Origin of the sequence: Leptolyngbya sp. NK1-12, assembly GCF_032598965.1 — a bacterium.
Classification (GTDB): Bacteria; Cyanobacteriota; Cyanobacteriia; order Elainellales; family Elainellaceae; genus Elainella.
Genome location: NZ_CP053587.1, coordinates 1,487,607 through 1,511,382, shown reverse-complemented (window position 1 = coordinate 1,511,382; position 23,776 = coordinate 1,487,607). Strand labels below are relative to the sequence as shown.

Genomic DNA, 23,776 nt, shown 5'->3' with positions numbered 1-23,776 from the left:
TGCCCAATCTGGCCGTTACCAACTCAGCTCCTTGGTGAGCGGCCACCGCTGGATCTGACCCGTCGCGGCGGCGGGATTGGCCAGCAGGATCTGACCGTCCGGACTAAACTCCATCGCACCAATCGCCGCCCCATTTCCCGGCAACACCTGCTGAGATCCCTGCCGCGACCAGAGCACTGCATTGCCGGATTGTAGGCCAATAGCCAGTGTTTGCTGATCGGGGCTAAAGCGCAGCGTCGAGATGGGATGGTTCAACGTCAGGCGATAGCGCTCTTTTGCGGTTTGCACCGCCGTGAGCAAATTTGCTTGCACCGCGGGTAACAGGTGCGGCAGTCGGGCTCGATTTTGACCCACCGCATCGACCGCGGCAACGAGGCCCATGAATGGATCGCGTTCCAATTGCTGTTGAACCTCAGCGGCCTGCGTTGCCAAGGCCAGCTTTTGCTGCTGCATCCAGTCCCTCCAGATGCATGGGGCAGCCACCAATCCAGCCCCCAGCAGCAGCAGCGCATATCGCCAGACCAAGTTGCGCAGTCCAGATTGGAGGGGGGTCGCCGGGGGCGACATCACCCGCGGTTTTGCGGTTGAGACCATCGGTTGCTCGGCAAACCAGAAGCGGTTGTACATAAGTCGTTTAAGGCAATGAAGCAGGTCAGATGATAGGCAAGGGTATCGTATTCAGTATGACCAGATTAATGCATGCACGAACCCCTTAACAGAGGCCAGCCATGATGCTGAAATTACTTCAGAACTTATCAGTAAGATATGAGAAAGAGCAGTGATGTTTTACCACAGGGCACGTGGCCGATAATAGCGGGGATCGACATAGTTATCTTTTGGGATATCCTTTGAGACATCTTTGATTGAATTAGATTCTTTCGTCGTGGTGATCACTTCTCGACTGGTATTGGTATGGATCACTCTGGGGTAGGTCCACGCCATGATCACGCTGCCGAGCAGCAGCAGCGTCCCCAAGCCAAATAAGGCCCAGGTTAATTTTGAGATCGTGCTCGAGGTTTGCTGGATCGACTGGGCCGAACTCCAGATCAGCCAGAGATCAGCGTCATTCCAGGCTTTATTTTTACCGTTAGGAGGAGACACGGGCGTCCATCCCTTCGGGGGTTTTCATTCACAGGATGTAGCTTTACGCCATTTAGCAGGGGGGGGAGCACCGTTTGCACCATACTCCTGACCGTTGGGGGAAATTGGCTCGTTCATCAGTGACCTCACTTAGAATTATCAAAAAGATGGTTAAAGTAATCAAGCATAGATGCGTTAAGGAATGATAAACTGAAGATAGGAGGAGTGGATGAACAGGGTCTGTCCGACCCACTCGCATTCCTACAGCAATGGGATTCGGTTATTGTCATCCCTCGTCAACAGCTTGGACGTCGTATTGATAAATCGGTTGAGGTAAACAAACCGGTGGTTTCGCTTGCACTTCGGGTTGAACAACCAGCGTCGGTTCGAGATGCACGGGTAGCGTTTGCTTCACACCAAGCGCAGGTTTAATGAAGGGATAGGGTTCAATAAACACCGGAATGTTCAGCCGAATGGGAATCGTTCAAAGGATTGAGACATGAATAGAACTCCTAATGAATTTAAAGGTGGTAAAGTTGTTCTAAACACAGTTTCAAGTCAATCCATTTGCGTTTCGGAAACTTAAGTTTAAAAGTACCCGTCTGGGTAATTTTTCTGGATTTTAGCCCAAACTATGATATATAAATTGCGTTAGCATAAAAGACTCGGTAATATTAAAAATTACATCTACTTATTTTCAGCAAAAATAGACCTAAATGCTTATCATTTAGGTCTATTTTTCAGATTTATTAATGGAACTTTAATTTATCGTTTAACGTTTAATACTGCGACTCATCTTAACTTTCAGCCAACCTAGTTTCTAGAGCACTCAGACCAGTAAAATAGCTTTTAATTAGGGTGGATTTCAATGCGTCAATAGAAATTCGTTTTGCAGTTCAATCCTCAACCACATCCACAAGTGCTTTTGTGGCACATTTGGATCGTGCCGACTAGCTTAACGCCTGAAGCTGAATTCAACCTGAGAACACCCTGAACTTTTTCTCAGTTAAGAGCGATGTCGCGTTTATCTCGCCCAATTCTAAAATCCGTCCGGGGTCAGACCTCCTCCTCCCTACTCCGAGAGAGGCTAGACGCCGCTCAGATTGGTTTGGTAGAAATAGTCGTTTAAGGATGCGGCGATGCACGAGACCAAACCCACCTCTTCGGAGCAAATTCAAGCACGAGAACGCATTCATCGGCGGGATTTAGTCAATAGTTTGTTGATTGGCATCGGACTCGGAGCCTTATTGTTGGGTGCTCCGCTAGGATGGTTCGCCCATCGGTTTTATGCCCAACAGCGCACGGCCCAAGTCTTGCTTTGTCGGCAGCAGAATTTTGGATTATCCGAAACCGAGTTGCAGGCCCGCTGTGGTCAACCCTATTAGAGTCGTTCCGACCCCTTTGGGGTTTTGAACTTCAAAAACTCTGACGAGTTGACTGACTTGCCGTCAGAGCGATGGATCGGTAGCCAAGCAGCAGTTCAAGCCTCGGGTAACGGAACCGTCATCGACGCAGCCAAATCTCGAAACCGACGCGGATCGCCTTCGGGTAGGGGCCGTTCTTGCGATTTGCGGCGATAGAGGTTTTCCAGCGTTGAGCGCCAGTTGGCAATCACCTCGTGGATGGGTTCGGCCCCGACCGACGTTGGCGGTTCCGGCAGTTGCTGTAACTGCTGTTGCGCCCACCACACCCGCGCCCGCACCGCCCAAATTGGATCCTGAGTGCCGAGCTGCTCCAATTTCGCCAGAATCGGCGTGCGCCAATCTGGTTGGCTATGCCAGATCGCTGCCGCCAAGGCTTGCAGGCCAGTTACCGCCGCGTAGCGCACCACCCATTCTTCGTCATCGCAGACAAACAGCAGCGCATCCAATGCCTCAGCCTGGGCCATTTCTAACTCATCGGCTGGAAACTGAGGCCAGTTGAGCGTGCCTAACCCCCGCGCCGCCGCGCGCCGCACACTCATGGCAAAATCAGCGGTGGCCGCTCCCAAGAGGGTCGTCAGACCTCGCGGATCGCCAATCCCGGCCAACGCCCGAATCGCCCAGGCTCGTGCCGTATAGTTATGCCGGTCCAGCTGATCCAGCAGCGCCGGCACCGCCGGTTCTCCAATTTTGATTAACCCATCTACCGCGGCCACCGCCGCTCCTGGATTGTTGTAGCTGAGGGCCGCAATCAGCGTAGGCACCGCCCCAACGTCCGCTGCATTTGCTAAGTCTTGCACAGCTTCGAGCAAGCGGGCCGACGAATCCGCCGCATCAACCGCCGCAATCAGAGTCTTGAGAGTATCTGGCATGGAGGCAGAAAACAGGATTGATGATCAGGTCTATATGGTATTGTCGAATGCCGATGGCCCGCAATGCGAGCGGTTGGGGTCAGGTGTAACAAATCGATTCAATCGCTCAATCGCAATTCAAACGAGCGGCCCTATAGCAACTCATCCATCAACGCCATCACCCGGATGGCCCCCTCGTTTAAGCCAGGTGGCTGGCGTTGCTGAATTTGGGTTTCTAAGAGACCTTTGAGGGCAATCAGCTTGAGGCTATTTTCAGCTAGGGTTTGGGCAATCGGTTCGGCGGCTGCCAGATAGCCAATCGCGCCCAAATCAGCCAAGGCGGCCCGCCGCAGTTGCAATTCATCGCCGGCCAGTGCCGCCACCAAGCGATCGCCATACTGACTGGCCTCACGCGGGTCTGGCGTCAATTGATACAGGGCACGCGCCGCCGCATATTGAATCCGGGGAATTTCATGCTGCAAAAACGGCACAATCAAGGGAACCGCTGCGCCCGCCTGTAGGGTGCCGAGGGCTTCTAGAATGGCGTCGTAGGGCTGCACCAGATAGGGCGGTTCGGGAGCCGGTAGCGTGCCAGGAATTTGATCTTGCAGTAGAGCGAGCAAGGCCGGAATCCCGCTTGGGTCTCCTAAGAGTTCCAACGACTGGGCCGCCGCTTCCCGCACATAGAAATCCGAGCAGCTGAGGGCTTGAATCAGAGCCGGCACCGCCCGCCGATCACCCAATTTCCCCAAGGCACGAGCCGCATTGCGCCGCAGGGGATAGCCCCCGGCCTCGGTGCGGTCGGCCTCATCGTCTAGGGCTGTGATCAAAATATCAATGGCGAGGGGTTCATCGACACGAAACCGGCCCAGCCACCAGGCCGCATACACCCGCAGGCCCAGATCTTCGCCTTGGAGGTTGGCGATGGCCTGCTCGACGGTGAGTGAATCGCTGCTGATGGCCTCGTTGGTATCGTGATCAAACGGTTGTTCGGGCATAGGAGGATGGGATAAAGGATATGAAAAACACCTTGGTTGAGTGACCGACCAGACGACAAGCTAGACGGATTCGATTTCCTGAAAATGGGCATCGCGACTGACCAGGCGTAAATCAGGTTGACCTGCAATCGCGGCAATCCAACTATCATTTTCAGGCAGGGGGCAACCTTTGAGGCGCAACGAATATTTAATTTCACCATACCAACGGGCCGGAGTTGCATCACAGCCAAGCACCCCAGTGCTGGCAACGAATGCGTCGATCCGAGCTAAGTTGGCCTGCACTCGGCTTGATTTGCGCGCCCCATAATTCAATTCAGCAATGGCAATGCAAGGGATAAACACTTCGGTAGCTTCAGCTAGATGCTCTCGAACCGTTGATTCATTGGCAAAAAGCGCAATGCGCAATGATGATGTTGGTGTTGGTATTGGTATCGAGCAAATATCTACCACTCATTCCAATCCACTTGTTCACAGTCTTGCTCAATGGCCTCGCGCATCAACTGGAGATCATCGCTTGGAATGGTGCCCGCAAATTGCAACAGCTGAGCACCAGAAATACCTTGAAGCTGCGAATGAGCCAGCGAGCGGACAAACTCCAGCACCTGCTGCTGTGATGGTTGAGGCAATCCTTCTAATTGCTGAACGATAGTTTGGATGATCGAGGGTTCCATGCTAGTCATGTCAGAGAAGGTCAACCTTTCAAATTCCTAATCGTTTGCGGGCATCTGCCAGAGAAACTCGACGAGTTGAGCCAGAGCGCCAAGAGAGAAAAGCGATGAATTCCTCGTTTTGCCGTAAGGCGTCCACTTCAGCCGCCAAATCATCCACTAGCGACAATACAAACTCTGTCCCATCGGGTTTCTTTAGAATCAGCGTGTCCTGTTCTGCCAGTTCAATCAGTTCAGCTACCGTCAGATTAGCCTGAGCCAAATCAACAGTTTTCATACGTTGACTTCTTGATTGCGAATATAGAGTTTATTCCGATCTTTGTATCCCACCGCAACCACACTCACAACTACAATAGCCTCAATCACATCATAAAAAACGCGGTAGCTGCCAATGCGTAACTCCCAGTTAAATTGTGATCCAGGCCGTAGCGGTTTGCGGTTTCGAGTTTCTTGCAAAGGTTGATCACTAAGCTGCCGTTCAATGGCATCGAGAATCATGACTCGTGTGGCTTTATCAAAATACTCTAGATCCTCAATCGCCTCTTCGGTAATTTCAATTGTGAACTGCATCACTTGCTATTCTAAAGGCCCCACAGAACGAATCCGCAGAGCCTCCTCTGCTCCACTATTGCTGCGAGTGAATTTCAGCAGGTAAGAACGTAGGTTGTTGTGAATAATTGATCCACAACACTGTCCCACCGACTAACACAATCACTCCCCCAAATACAAATACAGTAACCTTCCCCCGTGCAATTAGCTTTAGGAAAAAATTGCCAGGTGCTTTGAGTTCGAGGCTGAAAGAGTCAGCTTCTTCCATAAGCAGTGCCCTCCATGAGGTGAAACGGTTTACGTCGAGGACACTGAACAAATACTTTTATCCAGAAAGAATTTGTCAACGCCTCGATATAAACAAGCTTAGCCCGCCCTCACGAGAGATCGCAATAGGCAGGCTTGACAAATTCTTTCTGGATGCCTTTATCTTACATGGTTGAAACATGAAACGTCAACTTAAAATCACTCAATTTTTTACGCACACGGCTAGGAAACGAATATTCTACAAGTCTTTTCCTACAATGATTCTAGAGTACGACTATTTTCTCTCTGATTTGAAAACAGTGATATTATTGTATATTTTCATACTAATTTATTCAAGTAAAAACACCAGGGTTAGATAATTTAACGGATTAGCTCAAATCCAGTCTCATCAAGACATTGTTCGGATAATCCGGACAACATGACGTTCTCAAAATTGGAACGTTCTCAATATTAGATCACTGCTGATCAGTCTCCGTAATGAAGTTGATTGCAAAAGTGCAATAGGTTAAAATGCTCTCCCTCTACGAAACCGACTTCTATGCTTGGACCCAAGAGCAGGTGACGTTGCTCAAAACTCAGCAGTGGCAGCAATTAGACACACCCAATCTAATTGAGGAACTCGAAACCTTGGGTCGCAAAGAACGGCAAGAGTTACGCAATCGCTTAGCTGTTTTGCTGGGACATTTATTGAAATGGCAGTTCCAGTCCGAACATCGCAGCAATAGCTGGTTAGGCACAATTCGAGAACAGCGTATTCAAATCAAGCTGCTCTTGCAAGATAGCCCCAGTCTGCGACCCTATTTGGAACAGGGCTTTGCCGATGCCTATCAACTCGGTTTAGCCATTGCCATTCAAGAAACACAGTTGAGTGAGCAGGTGTTTCCAGAACTTTGTCCCTACACACTAGAGCAAACGCTGAATCCTGAGTTTTGGCCAGAGCCAGATTCAGCATCCAATCCGTTCAACGGTTAATCAAGCTGTGAACCCGCCCTGCCCAATCCATTGAGACCCATTGCCTCACTTCCACCCACTTAAAATAGTAATGTATAATGTGCTGTATACATTATGTTATCCGTATGATGGCCAAAGTCCGCAAGCAAATCTATTTAGACGCTCGACAAGACACCCTTCTCAAACGCATTGCCCAACAAACTGGAGTCAGTGAAGCCGAAATTATTCGCCAAGCGTTAGATCAGCATCTTAGTGCGGTGCATGCACCGTCGCCCAACCTAGCTGCATGGCAAGCCGAAAAAGCCTTCATTGCCCAACACAAGCAACGTCCTGCCTTACCCGGTGGGCGCGATTGGCAACGAGCAGACCTCTATGAACGATAAAGTTCTGTTGGACACCAATATTTTGGTTTATCTTTACGACAGCTTCGAGCCGAGTAAGCAAGAACGCGCGATCACCGTCGTGGATGCATTAATTCAAAGGGCCAGTGCCGTGATTAGCCCCCAAATCATGGGTGAGTTTTTTATGGCAACCACTCGCGCTAACCGACCGCTGCTGACTCCAATAGAAGCACTTGGACGCATTCGCAATTATCTCAGCACTTGTCAAGTCGTTGAACTCACAGGCTTAATTACGCTGGAAGCCGTTCGAGGCGTAGAAACTCACCAGTTTCAGTACTGGGATGCCCAAATTTGGGCCACGGCTCGGCTGAATCAGATTACTGAAATTTACAGCGAGGATTTTAATGCCGGAGCAATTGTAGAAGGGGTGCGCTTTACCAATCCCTTAGCAGATGAGTTTCAATGCTGCTGAATTCTACTGCGTCAACCAAAAGCAAGGCCCGGAGCAATCAACTCTCATCGACACGCGACAACCGTTCATCACTCCGGGCCAGATTAAACCGACTAAATCAACCCGCTGAATTAGCTGAGGGCATTGATTGCATAGTCGATGTAGGAGTTGGCTTCTACCGCCGGGTCACCCGACAGACCGTGGTTGGCCTTGATGTACTTGAGGGCTTCCACATACCAGCTCGGCGACAGATCAAAGGTGCGGTTGATTTCAGCCAGACCGCTGATCAGGTAATCGTCCATCGGGCCAGTGCCGCCCACCACCAAGCAGTAGGTGACCATGCGCAGGTAGTAGCCAATGTCCCGCACGCACTTCGAGCGACCCGTGTTGGTCGAGGCATAGTTTGGGCCTTGCATTTGGGTCGTGTAGGGGAACTTTTGGTACACCGCATTGGCCGCACCTTCAGCCAAGCTTTGCGCCTTCGACGACAGCGCTTTCGCAGCTTCCAGGCTAGCCGCCGCCTGCCGGAACCGACCAAAGGCAGCCTGCATTTCGGTCGAGCTGAGGAACCGGCCTTGCGAATCTGCCGCAGCCACGGCTTCGGTTAAAGGAGTCTTCATGGTCAGGTTATCTCCCAAGTAATATCGGTAAATCAATACAAACGAGAATTCGTGAATCAGCCGCGCAACGCGACTAGGCGACGGCGCTAGCAGCGCGATCAAAATAGCCACCCAGTTCTGCGATCAGGTTGCTGCAATCGCCCGGGGTGATGTTGTTGCGGTCGTTGGCAATCGCAATCGCCGCATCCTTCATTTTCTGGACGCCCACGGCTACCGATGCACCCGGAGTCCCCAGCGCCAAGTAGGTTTCCCGCAGACCGTTGAGGCAGCGATCGTCAAGCACCGAGGCATCGCCGGCAAACATCGCATAGGTGACATAGCGCAAGATAATTTCCATATCGCGCAAGCAGGCCGCCATCCGCCGGTTGGTGTAGGCATTGCCACCCGGAGCAATCAGCTGAGGCTGCTCATCAAACAGGCTGCGCGCCGCATTCGCCACAATCGTGGAGGCATTGCTGGTGATGCGGTTCACGATGTCCATCCGCTTGTTACCATCGGCAACCATAGCGCTGAGGGCATCTAATTGAGAAGAACTGAGGTATTCACCCCGTGCATCAGCCTGGGAAACAACCTTAGCAAACGCATCTAACATAAACTCAATCTCCTATCTGTTTGGTTGAGTGAGGTCCAATTGAACACTGAATCAAGCTCAGTTACGGTTGGGTTCTAACCTGATGAGTACTACTGAGGGGCCTCTACGCGCGAACACGTTTCCCCATCAGCCTGCGTCTCACTGCCTCATTTTTCAGCCCAGTTTGTTACAAATCATTGCAACAAGCCAGGCTTTCTGAAAACCAGGGGAGCCGCATTTGGGTTCTTATGAGGACTGGGTCGGTCGCTCAACGCCGGGTCATGCAAATGAATCCTGGCATTGGGTGCCTTCCACCTTCTTTTTTATACTATGTAGTTGGATCAAATGTTTGTTACGAATTTTGACAATTGTGGGGGAGTCAGGTGAGATGGATGGCGCCGGCCTCGATTAGTTGCCGCAGTTGGGTGGGCAGCCACGCAGCCCCTTGTTCAGCGAGCAAACGTTGCCGCATCGCACATCGCGCTGAGCCGGGATCTGCTGCTCTAAGCGCACAATCACCACATCAGCCCCGATTCGCTGCGGCAGCCCGAGTTGACTAGGTTGGCTCACGGTCAAGATGGCATACAAGTTGGGGTCGAGTTGGCCCAAGTCAACCGGACCGACGAGTTCACCGGCCACCGCCACCGCCGCTTGACGAGTGACTTTCCAACTGCCCAGGAAATCATCGTCATCAAACCAGCCAACGTCTTGCTCATGCAGGCTAATCGTTGTTTGCCCGTTAAAGCTGACTTGCAGCGGATTGCCCTTTTATTCAATAAATCGACATCTTCATCGTTTAAGCTACGCGCCATTTAGTAGACCCATTCACCCGCAGATAGGGTTCATCTGCTCTGGTCCAGTCTTCGGTTTCGATGCAGCAAAGATTCTTCAACGTTAACATTGCCATAGTTGTTCTCCGTTCAGATTGCATTCGATAAATAGCATTCAACGGTTCAGGCAAAATTCAATCTAGATACACTGCTGTTTGCCATTTTGGTTTACAAGGTTAAGAATTGATTGCTCAGCTTATTGTTCACTTATTCGGTAGCAATCGTGAGTTTATTCACAGCAGCCAATCATCTGATTCAACCCGGTTGAGCCAAAATTCGCCGGTTTAGGGTGACTTGACCCTACGCTAGAATGACTCCATCCATTGGTGCTTTGCGAGGTTGCCCATGTCCTTCACTAAACCCTGGATTGAACAAACCGATCCGCCTCGTCCGGCGAAAGAGACCCTGCCCACGATGTACGATCTCCCCAGCGAAGACCCGGAGGAACCTGGCTTGCCCGATCAGTTTCATGACCTGCAACCCGAACTGCTGCGCCTCACCTTCCAGCCGCCGACCTACTCGCCAGAGCAGGTATTTAGTGGCAGCGACCTGAATCTCTATTACGATGTTCGCTACCCAAGCCGCTACAAACGCCCCGACTGGTTTGGCGTGGTCGGGGTATCGAGGCTCTATGAAGGTCGAGAGTTGCGCCTCAGTTATGTGATCTGGCAGGAGGGCATCAGCCCGTTTGTGGTGGTGGAGTTGCTGTCACCCGGCACCGAAGCCGAGGATTTAGGACGCACCCAGCGAGACCGAAACCAACCGCCCACTAAATGGCAGGTGTATGAGCAAATTTTGCGGATTCCTTATTATGTGACCTTCAGTCGCTATAGCGACCAGCTGCAAGTGTTTACCTTACAGGCCGGCCATTATCAAGAACTGACGCTGCCGGAACCGCGAGTTTGGCTGCCGGAAATCAGCTTAGGTCTGGGGCTATGGCAAGGCGAGCATGCCGGCATTGAGCGGCGCTGGCTACGCTGGTTTGACGCCAATGGCGATTGGATTTTGACCGAAGCTGAACAGGAACGACAACGGGCTGAACGACTCGCCGACCGCCTGAGAGCACTCGGCCTCAACCCAGAGGATGAACTATAACTCAAGGCTTAACGCCAGGAACGGGCCTCACCGCCAGCCAGGTCTTCTCGACTCCAGGGGCAACCACTCCCACCCATGCCGCCCAGCGCTTCATTTACAATTCAACCACCGGCACCCTATTCTATGATGCCAATGGCAATCAAAGCGGCGCTGCAACGATTCAGATTGCCACCCTCACCACCCAACCGCTCCTCGATCCAACCCAACTGGTCGTGATTGCTTAACGGCCTCCTCAGGACTTCACCTGCTGCCGCTCTAAATCAAACAAAAACCCGTGAATATACGCCTCGGTCCAGTCTGGCCCATAAAAGCGCGTGAACATGCCGCGAGCCGGATCCTTCTCGGCCCGATAGCGGATATAGCGCAACTGCGCCGCCTCAATCGCCTGCAACTGCACCACATCGGTCACGGGTTCGGCCTGCTCGACCAAGTCTAAATAGGCATTGAGATAGTCCTGAAAGGCAGCAAACACCTGCGTTTCCACCACGCTCGTCTGCTTGGGCCGCGTCCACAAAAACGCCGGCGAAAAAAAGGCTTGGGCATCTGCGGGAAACTCACCGCCCCACTCGAGCTGCTGATAATTCCTTTTCTGAAACTCATATTTACAGGCTTAGAAATCTCTGCTTCAATTGAGTACAGTTCCTGAAGTCTTACGTCACTTATAGCCATCCTTTGCAGGATATGAACGGGGTGCAGGGGTTTCACCCCTGCGTGGGGGCACCGCCCCACACCCCCTGTTCACAACCTGTTTGTGAAAGCTGTAGTACCTAAGAAGAGTTTGGCATTAAGAATTTTGGTTGACAACAGTAAAGACTAGGCGGCTTTCTCAACACAATTTTGCAAGCTAACAAATTGGTTTAGGAAAGAACCAGAGTTAAAAAATCTCATGTGTTCAAGCGATCTAGCAGGTGGCTATTTCGAGGGAATAGCAAAGTTTATGAATAGTCGATCAAGTTCAATAACGAGTACAATGTCACCATCGCAGTCATATATAAAATAGAAACTCACATTTGCTTCGAGTTTCTATTGATGCATCTTAAGCTTATTCTCTCGCGTTTGCTCAATCAGCAAATAGTCTACTACTGTTCTGTGCTTCAAGTTCTGGTATTATGCTTCCATCTATTTGCACCCCTGCGTATTTTTTGTCATTAAGAGCTTGCTCAAAAGAAATTAGTATAATAATCTTCACTCTAGCAAGCTTCACATTGGAAACAAAGGCTGTATTTGGACAAAACTTCAATGAAAGTGATTATTCAAGTCATGCACAAGACACTCCGTTTTGCTTCATACAAAGAAGCAACGGAGATGTTGTTGATCTAACTAATCTTTGTTCAAAGCCAACTATTTCACCTCAGGAATATGAGCAGATAGCAGTTCCTTCCAGTAGTTCAATTACTAGCACTAGCACTAGAAGTTACGGTGCAATATGTTCTTCTATAAATGATACTAGCATAACTAAATCATGTGACGTAGGCAGCTACCAATAGTAGAACTGTTGGAGGTAGTAATAAAAATTACTGAGAATTTTATTAGAGAAAGTCGTTCTAAGGATTTTTGTCCTTACTACCTGATGACTTGGATGTGCAAATTATATCCTCAGGATCTACTAGTTCCAAAAAAGGAGCAGAACTAATCAAATGAAAAAGCTTGTAAAGTTTTTCATTCTTCCCCTCTTCTTCTTTTCCATTTCTTTTCCTAGTTTCTCAAAAGAGGATGAAAAGTCTAACAAGTCGATTGTAAATTCTGCCTCTCAACTATCCTTCGATATCGTTAAAGGGGAGTATCTAAGTAGTAAAAGTTCTTTTGTCATCACTTCCAAAAGTGGGCCTTTAGATATAGGCATCCTAAATAGGATGTGAACAAATGGTAGGCTGAGGACGTGCCCCAAACTTTACCCCCTCAGCCGATGGAAACGCTCGAACAGTTCATTCAAAGTAACCCACCTCCGTTGGAACTCAAGCGTGCACTCGCTGTGCAGATGAGTCAAGGCGGTCACAGCTATCGGGAGATCCGTGACATTCTGCAAGTGTCGGTTGGCTTCATCACAGCTAGCCATCAACGCTACGAATGCTCAGGTGTGGAGGGACTGCGCTCCAACTATTGGGGCACCCAAGGCTATCTCGATTGTGAGCAGAAGCAAGCGTTGTTTCGGTGGCTCGACGGGCAGGATGCTTGGACACTCCAGGAGGTAATTGACCACATTGAGGATGAGTATGGGGTGGTCTACCAATCACTCCAGAGCTACTATGCCCTGCTCAGAGACGCTGGCTTCAGTTGGAAGAAGGCACAACCGGTTCACCCTGACAAGGATGAAACTCTGGTTCAGGAAAAAAAAGAGAACTTGAAGCGCTACTGGCAACGCATCAATCTGAGATCGCCGATGGACAATTAAGAGTTTTATTTCTCGACGAATGCCACCTGTTGTGGGGCGATATCAGTGGCTATGGGTGGAGCCGCCGCAAGCAACGGGTGGATGTGGAAGTCAAGTCTACCAAGCAACGACAGACCTACTATGGGGCATTGGATTATCTCACCAAGCAGTTTGTTGTCAAAGAGTACAGCGCAGGCAACGAAGAGAATACGGTTGCCTTCCTACAGTATCTCCAGTCTTTGTATGTTGAGAACACGCGCCTGGTGATTGTCTGGGATGGGGTGAGCTACCACCGCTCAAAGGTGGTGCAGGAATTTCTGGAGCAGACCAATGGAGGCTTACCGACTGAGGCGTGGAAGATTACCTGTATTCGCTTAGCCCCTAATGCACCTGAGCAGAATCCAGTTGAGGATGTTTGGTTACAAGCGAAGCAGTTTATTCGCAAGTATGCACGAATGTGTAGAAGATTTGGGTCGGTCAAGTTTCTGTTTCAATTGGTCACGCATTGTCAAACCTTTGCTTTCGCCAAGGCGTTTATGTACGGCTACTGTTCATCTCCTATCTAGGATGGCTGTAGTGATGATTTAAGTTACTCTAATAAGTCTTCAACAACACGCAATTTATTTTGTGATGATTTTGCTGTTGAGTTAATTTACCCAAATGATACCGCTCCTTTAACGTACAAAGCGAATGTATCATGTAGCCAAGGAACCGTAATCTCGCTGCAAATTGAGTTATATGAAGCAAATGTTGGTGCTCCAAATCAGTATACATTGATAAGTTCAACTCGACGAAGTAAGAGATGTGGAGGAAAATCTTGTGAAATTCAAAGTACCTATAGGGTGCAGCGTACTTCACGCATTAAAGTTAAAGCTGTAGGTAACTTTACTTCTTCTAGAGGTACTCCACTTACCTATGAAAGGGAAACCGCTTGGTGGTTTAATGATCAAGGTGCGGCGTATCCTAATATTAGTGTGTTGGATCGGTTTGGCTTAGGATTTCGGCAGGTGCCTTTTCCCCGAGGACCTTTCAATCGATGTGATGATGCCCCTAGCACCACACCACCTTGTAGAAGAAAGGATATTCGTTCTCCTCTTGTACGATTGTACCGAGAAAAAGGGTGGCAGTTTCCTTCAGAACCATATGAAGCGCATCACATAAAACCTCTAGAATTCGGAGGTGGCAATTCTACAGATAATGGTGTATTGCTTTCAAAAGCTGATCATAGTAAATTTACGAGATGGTTTAGAAGCTTTAGACCATAGTGTATTGATTCTTCACTCTATAGTTTTCAGGTATGCTGCATGATCGTTTGCATCTGGCGCACTGGCAGGAAATATTCCAACAGGAAATCCTGCCACAGGTATCAAGTCAAGCTTTGCAGCAAGCCTATACCGACCTCGTCGGACCGTTGCAACTGGTTTGGAACGAGCACCTGCGTGAGAGGGCAAACTTGGCCACGCGCACTCATCAGGCCACGCCCACGGATGTGTTTATCTTTGCCGAAGGCGAATCACCCAAACGCGAGATCACCAAAATCGGTGGACTGCCCTATCGCGCAGCGCAGCAAGCTTGGCCACACACCGCCTCAAATCGACCCCTCACGTTTATCGCCCAGTTCTGCTTTGCTGATTCGCACGATATTGTCGGCAAGCTGCCCGGTGATCTGCTGCTGCTGTTTGCCGAGTGCGATGCCTATGGTCCGATCCTCGATCAGGAAGACTCGACTTTAGCCCAGCCGTCGATTGAAGTGGAATGGGTCAACCTGGGTGAGTTTCCGCTGGTAAGTGTCGAGATGATTCCCGCCGTTGAGTGGCAACCGTTTCCTTGCTATGGTTCCATCTTTAGAACCGATGATTACCCAGATATCGACCGTTACGAGTTCCCAGCAATCAGCGACGATTTGCCCACGATTTATTCGGCGACCAAAATCGGCGGCAGTCCAGACTGGATTCAGCAACCAGAGCCACTGCCAGGGCGATTTTTGGCTCAATTGACCTCAACGGTGCCCGATCAATGCTGGCCCTATCCATTCTTGAACCGGGCGGCTCGCTTGGATCAAGCATGGTTTGCCGCTCGCTTTGGGGCCACCGATGCGCCAGATTCGTTTCTGCGCTGGGGCAGTATTGGCACGCTGTATTTGTTTATCGATGATCACCACAACATTCACTGGATGATTCAATCGACTTGAAGCTGAACCGCTATAGTAACGCCAACCGAACGCGAATTGGATCTCACCGCTGCACCTGCTGCCGCTCTAAATCAAACAAAAACCCGTGAATATACGCCTCGGTCCAGTCTGGGCCATAAAAGCGCGTGAACATACCGCGAGCCGGGTCCTTCTCGGCCCGATAGCGGATATAGCGCAACTGCGCCGCCTCAATCGCCTGCAACTGCACCACATCGCTGACGGGTTCGGCCTGCTCCACCAAGTCTAAATAGGCATTGAGATAGTCCTGAAAGGCAGCCAACACCTGCGTTTCCACCACATTCGTCTCCTTGGGCCGCGTCCACAAAAAGGCGGGCGAAAAAAAGGCTTGGGCATCTTCAGGAAACTCGCCGCCCCACTCGAGCTGCTGGCGATAGCGCTCAAAGATCGGCCAGATCGGGGCCGTGTATTTCGCTTGATACTCAGGATCGTCCCGAAACAACGGCTGCATATCCAGCGCAATCAAATGGCCGCCCGGCAGCGTCACCAAATCCGCCCCAAAAAACGGCAAGTCATAATTCAGCCGCGGAAAGATCACAAAATTCAGCACCTGCAACGCCGCGCCACCCTGCACATGCGCCGCCCGAATCTGCCGCAGCTTGTCCGATTGAAACGCCGTACTTGTGGTTTGCACCAGCGAGGCATGCTTGCCTTTACCCACCATCGCCTGCTTCGCCTCAAACCCGGCTGGAATCGGATAAGGCTGTAAGTCCAGCCGCTCGTGCAACCGCGCCACGGCCCAATCGAGAAACGGTTGATACAGCGTCATGGCAAACCTCCGGTCACAAGCAAAGCTGAATATTGATATTCATGGAACTGGATGCCGCTTAGCGGCTTGCCGCCACCGCCAACGGCACCGCATCTTCAAACAAAAACTCGTAGAGAAACCGTTCGGCCCACTCGTGGCCAAAGTAGCTGCTAAACAAGCCTGAGGCCGGGTCGCGGTCCGCGCTGTATTGGTCGTAATCTTTTTGCGCCTGCCCAATCCGCGCGATGGCATCCGGGTCGCTCAGGGGTTCCGCTTGATCTAATAACTGCCAATAGAGGTTGAGATAGTCTTGAAACGCGGCAAACACGCGAGTGGCCACCGTTTCGGCATCGGTTTTGGCAAACAAAAGATATTTAGAAAAATACTGATTGGCATCATAGAATTTCATTTCCAAATTCTGAGCCAGATCCGGATAGCGGTCGTGCAACGTTTGCAGCGGCTGAATATAGCGGGCTTGATAGGCCTGATCTTGAAATAACGGCTGAAAATCCATCACAATCAGGTTTTTCACCTTACCAAACGAGAGAAAATCAATCCCCAATAGCGGCAGATCATACTGATGATTGGGATAAATCACGCTATTAAAAATCTGCGCACTTTCCCCCGCATCAATGTAGGTGTAGCGAATCTTGCGCAACTGCGGACATTGATAACACCAACTGCGAATCGTGGCCGGATGGCGACCCCGTTCACTCACCCGAGTTGCAAGGCCGGCTGGAATTGGGCGCGCCTGTAGCTCAAAGTTTTGCGATAAGGACTGTTCGAGATAGTCACGAAAGGGCTGGTACATAGGGGATGTCCACGGACGCCGTCAGAAACACTGCCGATGGCACACTCCTTGGAGCGGACCACATCTTTTGCAGCATAGGGGATTCTCCCAACCCCAGTCTCTTTTCTGAACTACAAAGTAATATTCCTTAACAATGCCAGGTTAGGATAGACGCCAACCCCTAGTGTTGGAGTTGGGTCGCCATGTCATTACCAGCCGTGATCGCGTTTGCTTCCCAGTTGATTGATCAGCATCGAATTGAAGTCGGGCAGCACCCCGACACCACACCCGTCGATTGGCTGGGTTTAGCGATGAGCCTCGAGGAAGCCAAACTCGTCATTGCCGCTCTAGAGCGCAAACAGCAGGAGCTAGAACAAACTCGCAATAGCGCCCGGTTAGGGAGTGATATTGTCACACTCGCCTCCGGTGGAGCCGGCTTAGTCGTGATGCTGACTGGAGCTGCCCTGATGCTGTTTCCCGTCACGACGCTCGCTGGCGTGATCACCTTTGCCTCCGGAGCCGGCACCGCCGGGATTGGCAAAATCGTCAGCGATCAAGTGAAACAAAGGGCCACCGACGACCAAAGTCTCACCATCGAGCAGCTTGAGCAAGCGATTCATGACCTGCGCACTGCGGTGCTGTTGGTGCTTTAGGAGGCAGGAGGCAGGAGCTAGACGCCAAACGCCAGAAGCTAGAAGCTAGAAGTCAGAATGGTTAAATCATTAGTTGACGACCGGCTCTCCCAATGGAGACAGCCGGGAATTTTTATGCTGCAACCGAATGCAATAACCGGCTGACTCACCGTGTCACCGGAAACACCCACTCGCGTTACCCGCACCGACGCAGATCGGTCCCTAGACCGATTTAATTATTAAGGATTGTTACTTTGTTTTTCATAACTGAGACGGCGGTTCAGGTCGTCTTTTATGGTCATTAGTGTCTTGTTCCAGCAACAGGCAGTTTTTACAGACTACTATTTTAAGGAGAGCGAAATGCTTGACGCTTTTTCTAGAGCTGTTGTCGCAGCCGATGCCAGCACGTCTGTTGTATCAGATATCAGTGCATTAAGAAAGTTTGTGGCCGAAGGAAACCGTCGTCTGGATGCAGTGAATGCGATTGCGTCGAACGCGAGCTGCATGGTCTCGGACGCGGTAGCAGGCATGATCTGTGAGAACCAAGGCTTGATCCAAGCGGGCGGCAACTGCTATCCCAACCGTCGGATGGCCGCTTGCCTGCGCGATGCCGAAATCATTTTGCGCTATGTCACCTATGCGCTGTTGGCTGGTGATGCCTCGGTGCTTGACGATCGCTGCCTCAACGGGTTGAAAGAAACCTATGCAGCGCTTGGCGTGCCCACCACCTCCACCGTGCGGGCGGTGCAAATCATGAAAGCGCAAGCGGCCGCTCATATTCAAGACAACCCCAGCGAGCAATTTGCCGGTGCCAAACTGCGCAAGATGGGAACTCCCGTCGTTGAGGATCGCTGCGCCAGCCTGGTGGCCGAAGCATCGAGCTACTTTGATCGCGTGATTTCGGCCCTCAGCTAGGTCGCTTTGGATTTCGATTCCTCAAACCACAATCCATACTCGAAACTATTGGGAGATTCAAGACATGAAATCTGTTGTTACTACCGTGATTGCAGCGGCTGATGCAGCCGGACGGTTTCCGAGCACCTCGGATCTCGAATCGGTTCAGGGTTCGATCCAACGGGCCGCTGCTCGCCTAGAAGCCGCAGAGAAGCTGGCCAACAACCTCGATAACGTAGCTCGGGAAGCTTATGATGCGTGCATCAAGAAATATCCCTACCTGAACAATGCGGGTGAAGCAAACTCTACCGACACCTTCAAAGCCAAGTGTCTGCGTGACATCAAGCACTACATGCGCCTGATTCAATACTGCTTGGTGGTTGGCGGTACCGGTCCGCTCGATGAGTGGGGCATTGCTGGCCAGAAGGAAGTGTATCGTGCTCTCGGTCTGCCCACCGCACCCTATGTCGAAGCCCTCAGCTTCGCTCGCAACCGTGGCTGTGCTCCGCGCGATATGTCGGCTCAAGCCCTGACCGAGTACAACGCCCTGCTTGACTACGCCATCAACTCGCTGTCCTAGTGACCGCAGTGCGATCTGAGCGGATTACAGGGTAGTTGACCCAAACGACCTGGAGGGTCTGAGCACTTGGCTTTGCCGCTTGACGGTGCAGCTGTGGCTCAGAATCTCCAGGTTTATTGTTGTCTGGAGGGGGCTGCCGCTCTATCTACAGCCTGAATTAGCCAATTGTTATTCTAGATTCAGTGCATTATTCAGGTCATTAATTCAGGTCATTATTCAGGTCATTCATCGAGCCATTCATCGAGCGATCGGTGAATTCATTGCTGAATCAGCCAGGTTTTTTATCAATTATGGATAAACGCTTTTTTCAACTATTTGATCTCAGCGAAGAGCAGGCGATTGTCGTTTTAGATACGCCTCACGATCAAGTTGGGGAAGCGGATTCGCGCTACATTGCCGCCTCGCATTTAGTGCATTTCCCCAGCGAGCGTGCCATCGCCGCTTTGATGCGGGCCGTGCAGCAAACCGATCCAGCCCTGCAAAATCGGATCGTGCGACGCAAAGCCGTAGAAACGCTGGGACGGCTCCACGCGACGGCAGCCCTGCCGCTGATTCATGCCTGTTTGCACGACGATGATTGTTATCTAGTCGAAAATGCCGCTTGGGCGATTGGCGAAATTGGCACCCAGGATCCACGCCTCTTAGCCGACCTGGCCCAATTGCTCGACCAACCTGGGCAAACCTATCGCGTGATTATTCACACCCTGGCCAAGCTGAATTACACGCCCGCTCTGGCTCAGATTCAGCGCTTTGTCACCGATGCCGACCCGCTGATCGCCAGTGCAGCCATCACCGCCGTTTGCCGGCTCACGGGCGACTATCAGAGGATGCCGCAGGTGGTGGCGCTGTTGCAACATGCCAATGTTTTAGCGCGGCGCTTATCGATTCAGGATTTGATTGACGCCCGCTATTACGATGCGATTCCGGCAATTGCTCGCTGCCCCGTTTCGCTTGTATTTCGCTTACGCGGCATTCGCCTATTGGCTGAGGCCGGCTTGACCACCGGGACGCTTTCGTTTACCCAGATTCAGCCCCACCTCGAACAAGTGCTGCGCGATCATCCCCAGGATTTGCAGTTGGTGCATGCCTATGATCAGCCGCCCAGCCTCGCGTTTCTGATCCGCGAGTTATACGAAACCGACTTTGGGCGGTGCTACCTGGCCACACAGACCATCCTGGAGCAGTATGCCGATGAGGCTCCCGCCGCTTTGTTGGCCACCTATGCGGACGAAGCCCACAGCGACTATGGCGCGCATTTCCATGTAATCAAGCTGTTTGGCTGGCTGCGGCATGCCCCGGCCTATGAGCTGCTGATCACCGCCTTGCACAACCCGCAACCCCAATTCCAGAAATCTCGGGCCGCCGCCGCGATTGCGCTCGCCGAACTGGGCGATCCGCAGGCGATTGGCGAACTCCACCGCTGCCTCGATACCCCGATCTGGGACCTCAAATATGCCGTACTGATGGCGCTGGACCAGTTGGGCGATCCCAGCGGCTATGCCCACGTGAACGACCAGGATGATTGGATCATTCAAGCCAAAGCTCAGACCAGGCTCAGATCGACTCAACCCACCGCCCCAGCAAACTGACCTTTAGCCGTGTTATTTGTCGCCTACTGATGCCCTAATCTCTCTACTGATCTGACCACTTATATCTCCACTTCTATGTCTACCGAAGCATTATTTCAACAGCTCAAACATCCCAATCCCCATCTGCGCGACGAGGCGATGTGGCAGTTAGTCGAACAGCGAGACGAGACCACGATTCCTCGGTTGATGGCCATCCTCGATGACGCCGATACGAACTATCGACGAGCGGCCGTCAAAGCCCTAGGCGCGATTGGCATGGATGCCGTGCCCCCCCTCGTCGAGGCGCTGCTCCACAGCGAGAATGTCACCGTGCGGGGCAGTGCTGCCAAAGCCTTGGCCCAAGTCGCCCTCAACTATCCAGAACAGCCATTTCCTGAAACAGGCATCGCCGGATTGCAAACCGCCCTCAGTGATCCCAATCCGGTCGTGCATATCGCCGCGGTGATGGCCCTAGGCGAAATTGGCACCCCCGAAGTTGTAGAGGTGTTGATTCAGGCGCTGCGCACCAGCGATAATCCAGCCTTGGGCGTGTCGATTGTCAATGCCCTAGCGTCGATTGGCGATAGTCGCGGCGTCGCAGTGCTGCAAGACTTAATTCAAAATCAAACCACCGACTCCTATGTGCGCGAAACGGCAACTAGCGCCCTGTCTCGGCTGGAGATGACCAATCGCTTTCAGCGCGGCGAACGCTAGCTCATGCACCGATGCAATTACCAATCTGCATCGGCCTGTCGCTCGATCTGAGCCACCGCCAGTTTCGCCAGCACCCGCACCACCTCGGGTTCGGCTGCAGACTCCGCATTCAGCAGGGCTTGCAGCGGTGCCAAGGCAGCGGGATCACCCATTTTTCCCAGCGCATTGATTGCCGCTTTGCGTACATCTAACGCTGGATCGTGAATCGCCTCGAGCAACGGCGGCACCGCGGCCGGATCATGGACCTGCCCCAGGGCGGCCGCGGCTTCGGTGCGAATCAGCGGTTCCGGATCGCGGAGGGCCGCCACCAGCAGTTGACCCGCCTGGGCATCGGGCTGTTCCTGCGCCACATGCCCCAGCGCCCCAATCACGGCACAGCGCACATCCAGCGAAGCATCATCGAGGGCGCGATAGAGATGGTCTGACGCTTCTGAGCCAATAAAGGCTAAGGCCCAGGCCGCATGCCCCTTAATATCTTCCGGCTGATCCGGCGAGGCCAAAATGGTCAACAGCGCAGGAACCGCCGCTTCTCCGGTGCGGGCCAGCGCCCCAGCCGAAGAACTGCGTACTACCATATCCTCATCGTGCAAAAACGCCTGCAGCAACGCCGGCACCGCGGTCGGATCGGCAATCAAGGTCAGGGTTTTGGCCGCCGCACGCCGCACCACCACATTCGGATGGTCTGCTAAGGCCGCCACCAGCACCGGTGTAGCCACTTCGCCAATCTCGCCGAGGGTTTCGGCAAACCGTAAGCGCATCAGGCCGCGCGGATCGCCCAACCCCTCAACCAATCGCCGCAGCAACGGCTCACTCGGGTCCAGCGTGCCCAAGGTAATTTGGTGATTCACGGCCTCGATCAAGGCATCATTGGCCGCCGGATCCAACGCAGACGATTCCAACTGGTGCAAGTCACTCATCTATCGTGCATCTATCGCATTCAATCGAATTCAACTCTATCACTAGCTAGCCTTGGGGCAGGACTCACCGCCCCGTTTCTATTGTTTCATGATTCTGGGCGGTCTGGGCTGGAGTTGGCCGCCCTGGCCCGATTGTGCTCAATCATCGCCGCTAAGTCAGCATCTGAAACATAGCGTTGTTCCGAACAATAGGTCATCAAATAGATGCCGTTGATCATCCGCACCGTGCTGACCCGCACCCGAAAATCGTCGGTAATAAACCAGCAGCGTTCCTGACCTTGATGATGCTCATACTCGGTCTCAATCGTCAAAATCCCATCCTGGCCAAACCAATAGCGGCTGACGACCGGAATCTTTTCGACATAGCCTTGATTGCGCAACAGTTTGCCCGCTTGCCCGGTAGCATCATCCGGCACATCCACCAACACCGCCGCCTGCTCAGGATTGACCGTCGCGCTCGCGTCATGCGCCTGCCAGAGAAAGCGAGCGCCGCCCTTGGCCAACGCCGGATCAATTCCTTGCAGCTTACAGATTTGGGCAATCTGGGGGTCATCAACCGCAATGACCTGCACCTGCAACCGCGATTGGCCCGATTCATCGGGGACGGCATCAAAATGATGCACGCTGCGCTGGGTGAACCAGACGCCTTCACTTTTGTGAAAAAAGTCCATCATCGTCATCGGAGCCACCGCCATTGCCATTTCCCTCACTTCGCACTGGGCTGCTGCATTCCGCCTGTCCGAGCATACCGTTCTAGCGTCCTTCGGATCAATCGGCTCCAGCGGCTCCAGCGGCTCCAGCGAGGGAACCCAAAACGGTACAATACCTCTGAAGCGGGATGCTGTGATTGTCCAGGAGACCCTGCCCGATGCCAACTTCTCCAGACGCCGTGCGACAGGCCGTCCACGCCAACGTAAGGCTAGACCACGCCGATTTGTACCAGATTGATCTGAAGGGCCTGGATCTAGAGGCCGCTCAGCTGGCGCAGGCGATTTTGATTCGCGCCGATTTGCGCCACACCAACCTCAGGCGGGCCGATCTGCACGGGGCCGATCTGCGCGGCGCTGACTTGCGCGGCGCCGTCCTGCACAACGCCAATCTGACCGGAGCCTGCCTGTATCGCGTCGATCTCAGAGGGAGCGATCTGCGCGGCGCTGATTTACGCGAGGCGCGCCTGCAGGGCGCTTACTACGACCGTCAGACCCAATTCCCCGACGGCTTTGCCTACCGCTCAGCCGGAGCGATTGGCCCGGGTGCTCAGCTGAATGGCGCGCCGCTCAATACGGCCAATCTGCGCCAGACCGATCTAGCCGGCGCCCAGCTATTGGGGGCGTATCTCGGGGGGGCCGACCTAACCGGGGCCGATCTGCAGGGGGCCCGACTCGTGCAGGCCGATTTGCGCGGAGCAACGCTGACGGGAGCCTATTTGCGGCAGGCACGGCTGAATGGCGCCAACCTCGCGGGCGTGGATCTGCGGGCGGCCGATTTCAGCGAGGTCGAATTCGAGCAGTTCGAGAGCATTGCCGGGGCCGATTTTACGCTCGTGCAAGGGCTGAGCGCCGCGATGCGCCAGCGCCTGCTGAATCATCCGCCCGCCCAACTCGATGCGATTCACCCGCTGACGCTCAAAACCACCCGGGCCAGTTTGAGCGAGTAGCAC

The 23,776-nt window shown here is 52.5% G+C and carries 31 protein-coding genes and 1 pseudogene; 14 read left to right on the top strand and 18 right to left on the bottom strand.

The window, feature by feature from the left end; translation table 11 throughout:
* Positions 1–15 precede the first annotated feature (15 nt).
* From HJG54_RS34390 to HJG54_RS34380, 3 genes are all read right to left on the bottom strand, one after another.
* Entirely contained in the window at positions 16–594 is a 579-nt protein-coding gene (locus HJG54_RS34390) for a WD40 repeat domain-containing protein (RefSeq protein ID WP_316436462.1), read from the bottom strand.
* A 192-nt stretch (positions 595–786) separates the two neighbouring features.
* Positions 787–1,101, bottom strand: coding sequence for a hypothetical protein (locus HJG54_RS34385; protein WP_316436461.1), 315 nt, complete (start codon positions 1,099–1,101; stop codon positions 787–789).
* Between the two features lie 265 nt (positions 1,102–1,366).
* Positions 1,367–1,537 carry a hypothetical protein gene (locus HJG54_RS34380; protein WP_316436460.1) on the bottom strand — a complete coding sequence of 57 codons (171 nt, stop codon included), beginning with the start codon at positions 1,535–1,537 and terminating at the stop codon, positions 1,367–1,369.
* A gap of 682 nt (positions 1,538–2,219) precedes the next feature.
* Here HJG54_RS34380 and HJG54_RS34375 point away from each other — a divergent pair.
* The gene (locus HJG54_RS34375) at positions 2,220–2,465 is read left to right on the top strand and encodes a hypothetical protein (RefSeq protein WP_316436458.1); all 246 of its coding nucleotides are present in this window, start codon (positions 2,220–2,222) and stop codon (positions 2,463–2,465) included.
* Between the two features lie 95 nt (positions 2,466–2,560).
* Here HJG54_RS34375 and HJG54_RS34370 read toward each other — a convergent pair whose 3' ends face one another.
* The 7 genes from HJG54_RS34370 to HJG54_RS34340 form a co-directional block, all read right to left on the bottom strand.
* Positions 2,561–3,373 (bottom strand): HEAT repeat domain-containing protein, encoded by an 813-nt coding sequence (locus HJG54_RS34370; protein ID WP_316436457.1) that lies wholly within the window; start codon positions 3,371–3,373, stop codon positions 2,561–2,563.
* A gap of 131 nt (positions 3,374–3,504) precedes the next feature.
* Positions 3,505–4,350, bottom strand: a complete 846-nt coding sequence (locus HJG54_RS34365; RefSeq protein ID WP_316436456.1) for a HEAT repeat domain-containing protein — start codon at positions 4,348–4,350, stop codon at positions 3,505–3,507.
* Positions 4,351–4,410: 60 nt separating this feature from the next.
* Entirely contained in the window at positions 4,411–4,755 is a 345-nt protein-coding gene (locus tag HJG54_RS34360) for a type II toxin-antitoxin system VapC family toxin (RefSeq protein WP_316436454.1), read from the bottom strand.
* 38 nt (positions 4,756–4,793) lie between these two features.
* The gene (locus HJG54_RS34355; protein ID WP_316436453.1) at positions 4,794–5,021 is read right to left on the bottom strand and encodes a hypothetical protein; all 228 of its coding nucleotides are present in this window, start codon (positions 5,019–5,021) and stop codon (positions 4,794–4,796) included.
* A gap of 28 nt (positions 5,022–5,049) precedes the next feature.
* Positions 5,050–5,295, bottom strand: coding sequence for a hypothetical protein (locus HJG54_RS34350; RefSeq protein ID WP_316436452.1), 246 nt, complete (start codon positions 5,293–5,295; stop codon positions 5,050–5,052).
* Positions 5,292–5,588, bottom strand: a complete 297-nt coding sequence (locus tag HJG54_RS34345) for a type II toxin-antitoxin system RelE family toxin (RefSeq protein WP_316436450.1) — start codon at positions 5,586–5,588, stop codon at positions 5,292–5,294. Before HJG54_RS34345 ends, HJG54_RS34350 begins: the two co-directional genes overlap by 4 nt.
* Positions 5,589–5,643: 55 nt before the next feature.
* Positions 5,644–5,835, bottom strand: a complete 192-nt coding sequence (locus HJG54_RS34340) for a hypothetical protein (RefSeq protein WP_316436448.1) — start codon at positions 5,833–5,835, stop codon at positions 5,644–5,646.
* Between the two features lie 509 nt (positions 5,836–6,344).
* Between HJG54_RS34340 and HJG54_RS34335 the strand changes: the two genes are divergently transcribed.
* From HJG54_RS34335 to HJG54_RS34325, 3 genes are all read left to right on the top strand, one after another.
* A complete protein-coding gene (locus tag HJG54_RS34335; RefSeq protein ID WP_316436447.1) occupies positions 6,345–6,806 on the top strand; it encodes a DUF29 domain-containing protein in 462 nt (153 codons plus the stop codon).
* A gap of 104 nt (positions 6,807–6,910) precedes the next feature.
* Positions 6,911–7,168 (top strand): CopG family transcriptional regulator, encoded by a 258-nt coding sequence (locus HJG54_RS34330; RefSeq protein WP_316436446.1) that lies wholly within the window; start codon positions 6,911–6,913, stop codon positions 7,166–7,168.
* Positions 7,158–7,598 carry a PIN domain-containing protein gene (locus tag HJG54_RS34325; protein WP_316436445.1) on the top strand — a complete coding sequence of 147 codons (441 nt, stop codon included), beginning with the start codon at positions 7,158–7,160 and terminating at the stop codon, positions 7,596–7,598. The genes HJG54_RS34330 and HJG54_RS34325 overlap by 11 nt, the downstream gene beginning before the upstream one ends.
* A 110-nt stretch (positions 7,599–7,708) precedes the next feature.
* Here the strand turns inward: HJG54_RS34325 and cpcA are convergent, their stop codons facing one another.
* From cpcA to HJG54_RS34310, 3 genes are all read right to left on the bottom strand, one after another.
* On the bottom strand, positions 7,709–8,197 hold the full coding sequence (cpcA, locus tag HJG54_RS34320) for a phycocyanin subunit alpha (RefSeq protein ID WP_036009782.1): 489 nt from the start codon (positions 8,195–8,197) through the stop codon (positions 7,709–7,711).
* Between the two features lie 73 nt (positions 8,198–8,270).
* On the bottom strand, positions 8,271–8,789 hold the full coding sequence (locus HJG54_RS34315; RefSeq protein ID WP_316436444.1) for a phycocyanin subunit beta: 519 nt from the start codon (positions 8,787–8,789) through the stop codon (positions 8,271–8,273).
* Positions 8,790–9,176: 387 nt separating this feature from the next.
* Positions 9,177–9,407 carry a hypothetical protein gene (locus HJG54_RS34310; RefSeq protein ID WP_316436443.1) on the bottom strand — a complete coding sequence of 77 codons (231 nt, stop codon included), beginning with the start codon at positions 9,405–9,407 and terminating at the stop codon, positions 9,177–9,179.
* Positions 9,408–9,943: 536 nt separating this feature from the next.
* On the opposite strand from HJG54_RS34310, the gene HJG54_RS34305 reads away from it, so the two are divergent.
* The gene (locus tag HJG54_RS34305) at positions 9,944–10,693 is read left to right on the top strand and encodes a Uma2 family endonuclease (protein WP_316436441.1); all 750 of its coding nucleotides are present in this window, start codon (positions 9,944–9,946) and stop codon (positions 10,691–10,693) included.
* 232 nt (positions 10,694–10,925) lie between these two features.
* Here HJG54_RS34305 and HJG54_RS34300 read toward each other — a convergent pair.
* Positions 10,926–11,270 (bottom strand): annotated as a pseudogene (locus tag HJG54_RS34300) (phycoerythrobilin:ferredoxin oxidoreductase); the annotation flags it as partial.
* Between the two features lie 1,329 nt (positions 11,271–12,599).
* On the opposite strand from HJG54_RS34300, the gene HJG54_RS34295 reads away from it, so the two are divergent.
* From HJG54_RS34295 to HJG54_RS34285, 3 genes are all read left to right on the top strand, one after another.
* Entirely contained in the window at positions 12,600–13,085 is a 486-nt protein-coding gene (locus tag HJG54_RS34295; protein ID WP_316430114.1) for a helix-turn-helix domain-containing protein, read from the top strand.
* Positions 13,046–13,630, top strand: a complete 585-nt coding sequence (locus HJG54_RS34290) for an IS630 family transposase (RefSeq protein WP_316435597.1) — start codon at positions 13,046–13,048, stop codon at positions 13,628–13,630. Before HJG54_RS34295 ends, HJG54_RS34290 begins: the two co-directional genes overlap by 40 nt.
* A gap of 731 nt (positions 13,631–14,361) precedes the next feature.
* Positions 14,362–15,255: a DUF1963 domain-containing protein gene (locus HJG54_RS34285; protein WP_316436439.1), complete on the top strand. Its 894-nt coding sequence runs from the start codon at positions 14,362–14,364 to the stop codon at positions 15,253–15,255.
* Positions 15,256–15,298: 43 nt separating this feature from the next.
* On the opposite strand, the gene HJG54_RS34280 is transcribed toward HJG54_RS34285, so the two are convergent.
* Positions 15,299–16,042: a phycoerythrobilin:ferredoxin oxidoreductase gene (locus HJG54_RS34280; RefSeq protein ID WP_316436437.1), complete on the bottom strand. Its 744-nt coding sequence runs from the start codon at positions 16,040–16,042 to the stop codon at positions 15,299–15,301.
* 58 nt (positions 16,043–16,100) lie between these two features.
* The gene (locus tag HJG54_RS34275) at positions 16,101–16,832 is read right to left on the bottom strand and encodes a 15,16-dihydrobiliverdin:ferredoxin oxidoreductase (protein ID WP_316436436.1); all 732 of its coding nucleotides are present in this window, start codon (positions 16,830–16,832) and stop codon (positions 16,101–16,103) included.
* Positions 16,833–17,014: 182 nt separating this feature from the next.
* On the opposite strand from HJG54_RS34275, the gene HJG54_RS34270 reads away from it, so the two are divergent.
* From HJG54_RS34270 to HJG54_RS34250, 5 genes are all read left to right on the top strand, one after another.
* The gene (locus HJG54_RS34270; protein WP_316436434.1) at positions 17,015–17,464 is read left to right on the top strand and encodes a hypothetical protein; all 450 of its coding nucleotides are present in this window, start codon (positions 17,015–17,017) and stop codon (positions 17,462–17,464) included.
* 339 nt (positions 17,465–17,803) lie between these two features.
* Positions 17,804–18,358: a C-phycoerythrin subunit beta gene (gene cpeB, locus HJG54_RS34265; protein ID WP_036011943.1), complete on the top strand. Its 555-nt coding sequence runs from the start codon at positions 17,804–17,806 to the stop codon at positions 18,356–18,358.
* Positions 18,359–18,422: 64 nt separating this feature from the next.
* Positions 18,423–18,917 carry a C-phycoerythrin subunit alpha gene (cpeA, locus tag HJG54_RS34260; RefSeq protein ID WP_036009800.1) on the top strand — a complete coding sequence of 165 codons (495 nt, stop codon included), beginning with the start codon at positions 18,423–18,425 and terminating at the stop codon, positions 18,915–18,917.
* Between the two features lie 290 nt (positions 18,918–19,207).
* Positions 19,208–20,506, top strand: a complete 1,299-nt coding sequence (locus HJG54_RS34255) for a HEAT repeat domain-containing protein (RefSeq protein WP_316436429.1) — start codon at positions 19,208–19,210, stop codon at positions 20,504–20,506.
* A 75-nt stretch (positions 20,507–20,581) separates the two neighbouring features.
* Complete coding sequence (locus HJG54_RS34250; protein WP_316436427.1) at positions 20,582–21,199, top strand: HEAT repeat domain-containing protein; 618 nt, start codon at positions 20,582–20,584, stop codon at positions 21,197–21,199.
* Between the two features lie 17 nt (positions 21,200–21,216).
* On the opposite strand, the gene HJG54_RS34245 is transcribed toward HJG54_RS34250, so the two are convergent.
* Positions 21,217–22,116, bottom strand: a complete 900-nt coding sequence (locus tag HJG54_RS34245) for a HEAT repeat domain-containing protein (protein ID WP_316436425.1) — start codon at positions 22,114–22,116, stop codon at positions 21,217–21,219.
* 86 nt (positions 22,117–22,202) lie between these two features.
* Positions 22,203–22,991, bottom strand: a complete 789-nt coding sequence (locus HJG54_RS34240) for a phycobiliprotein lyase (protein WP_316436424.1) — start codon at positions 22,989–22,991, stop codon at positions 22,203–22,205.
* Here HJG54_RS34240 and HJG54_RS34235 point away from each other — a divergent pair.
* Complete coding sequence (locus tag HJG54_RS34235; protein WP_316436423.1) at positions 22,985–23,773, top strand: pentapeptide repeat-containing protein; 789 nt, start codon at positions 22,985–22,987, stop codon at positions 23,771–23,773. The two genes, HJG54_RS34240 and HJG54_RS34235, sit on opposite strands and share 7 nt — an antisense overlap.
* Positions 23,774–23,776 lie beyond the last annotated feature (3 nt).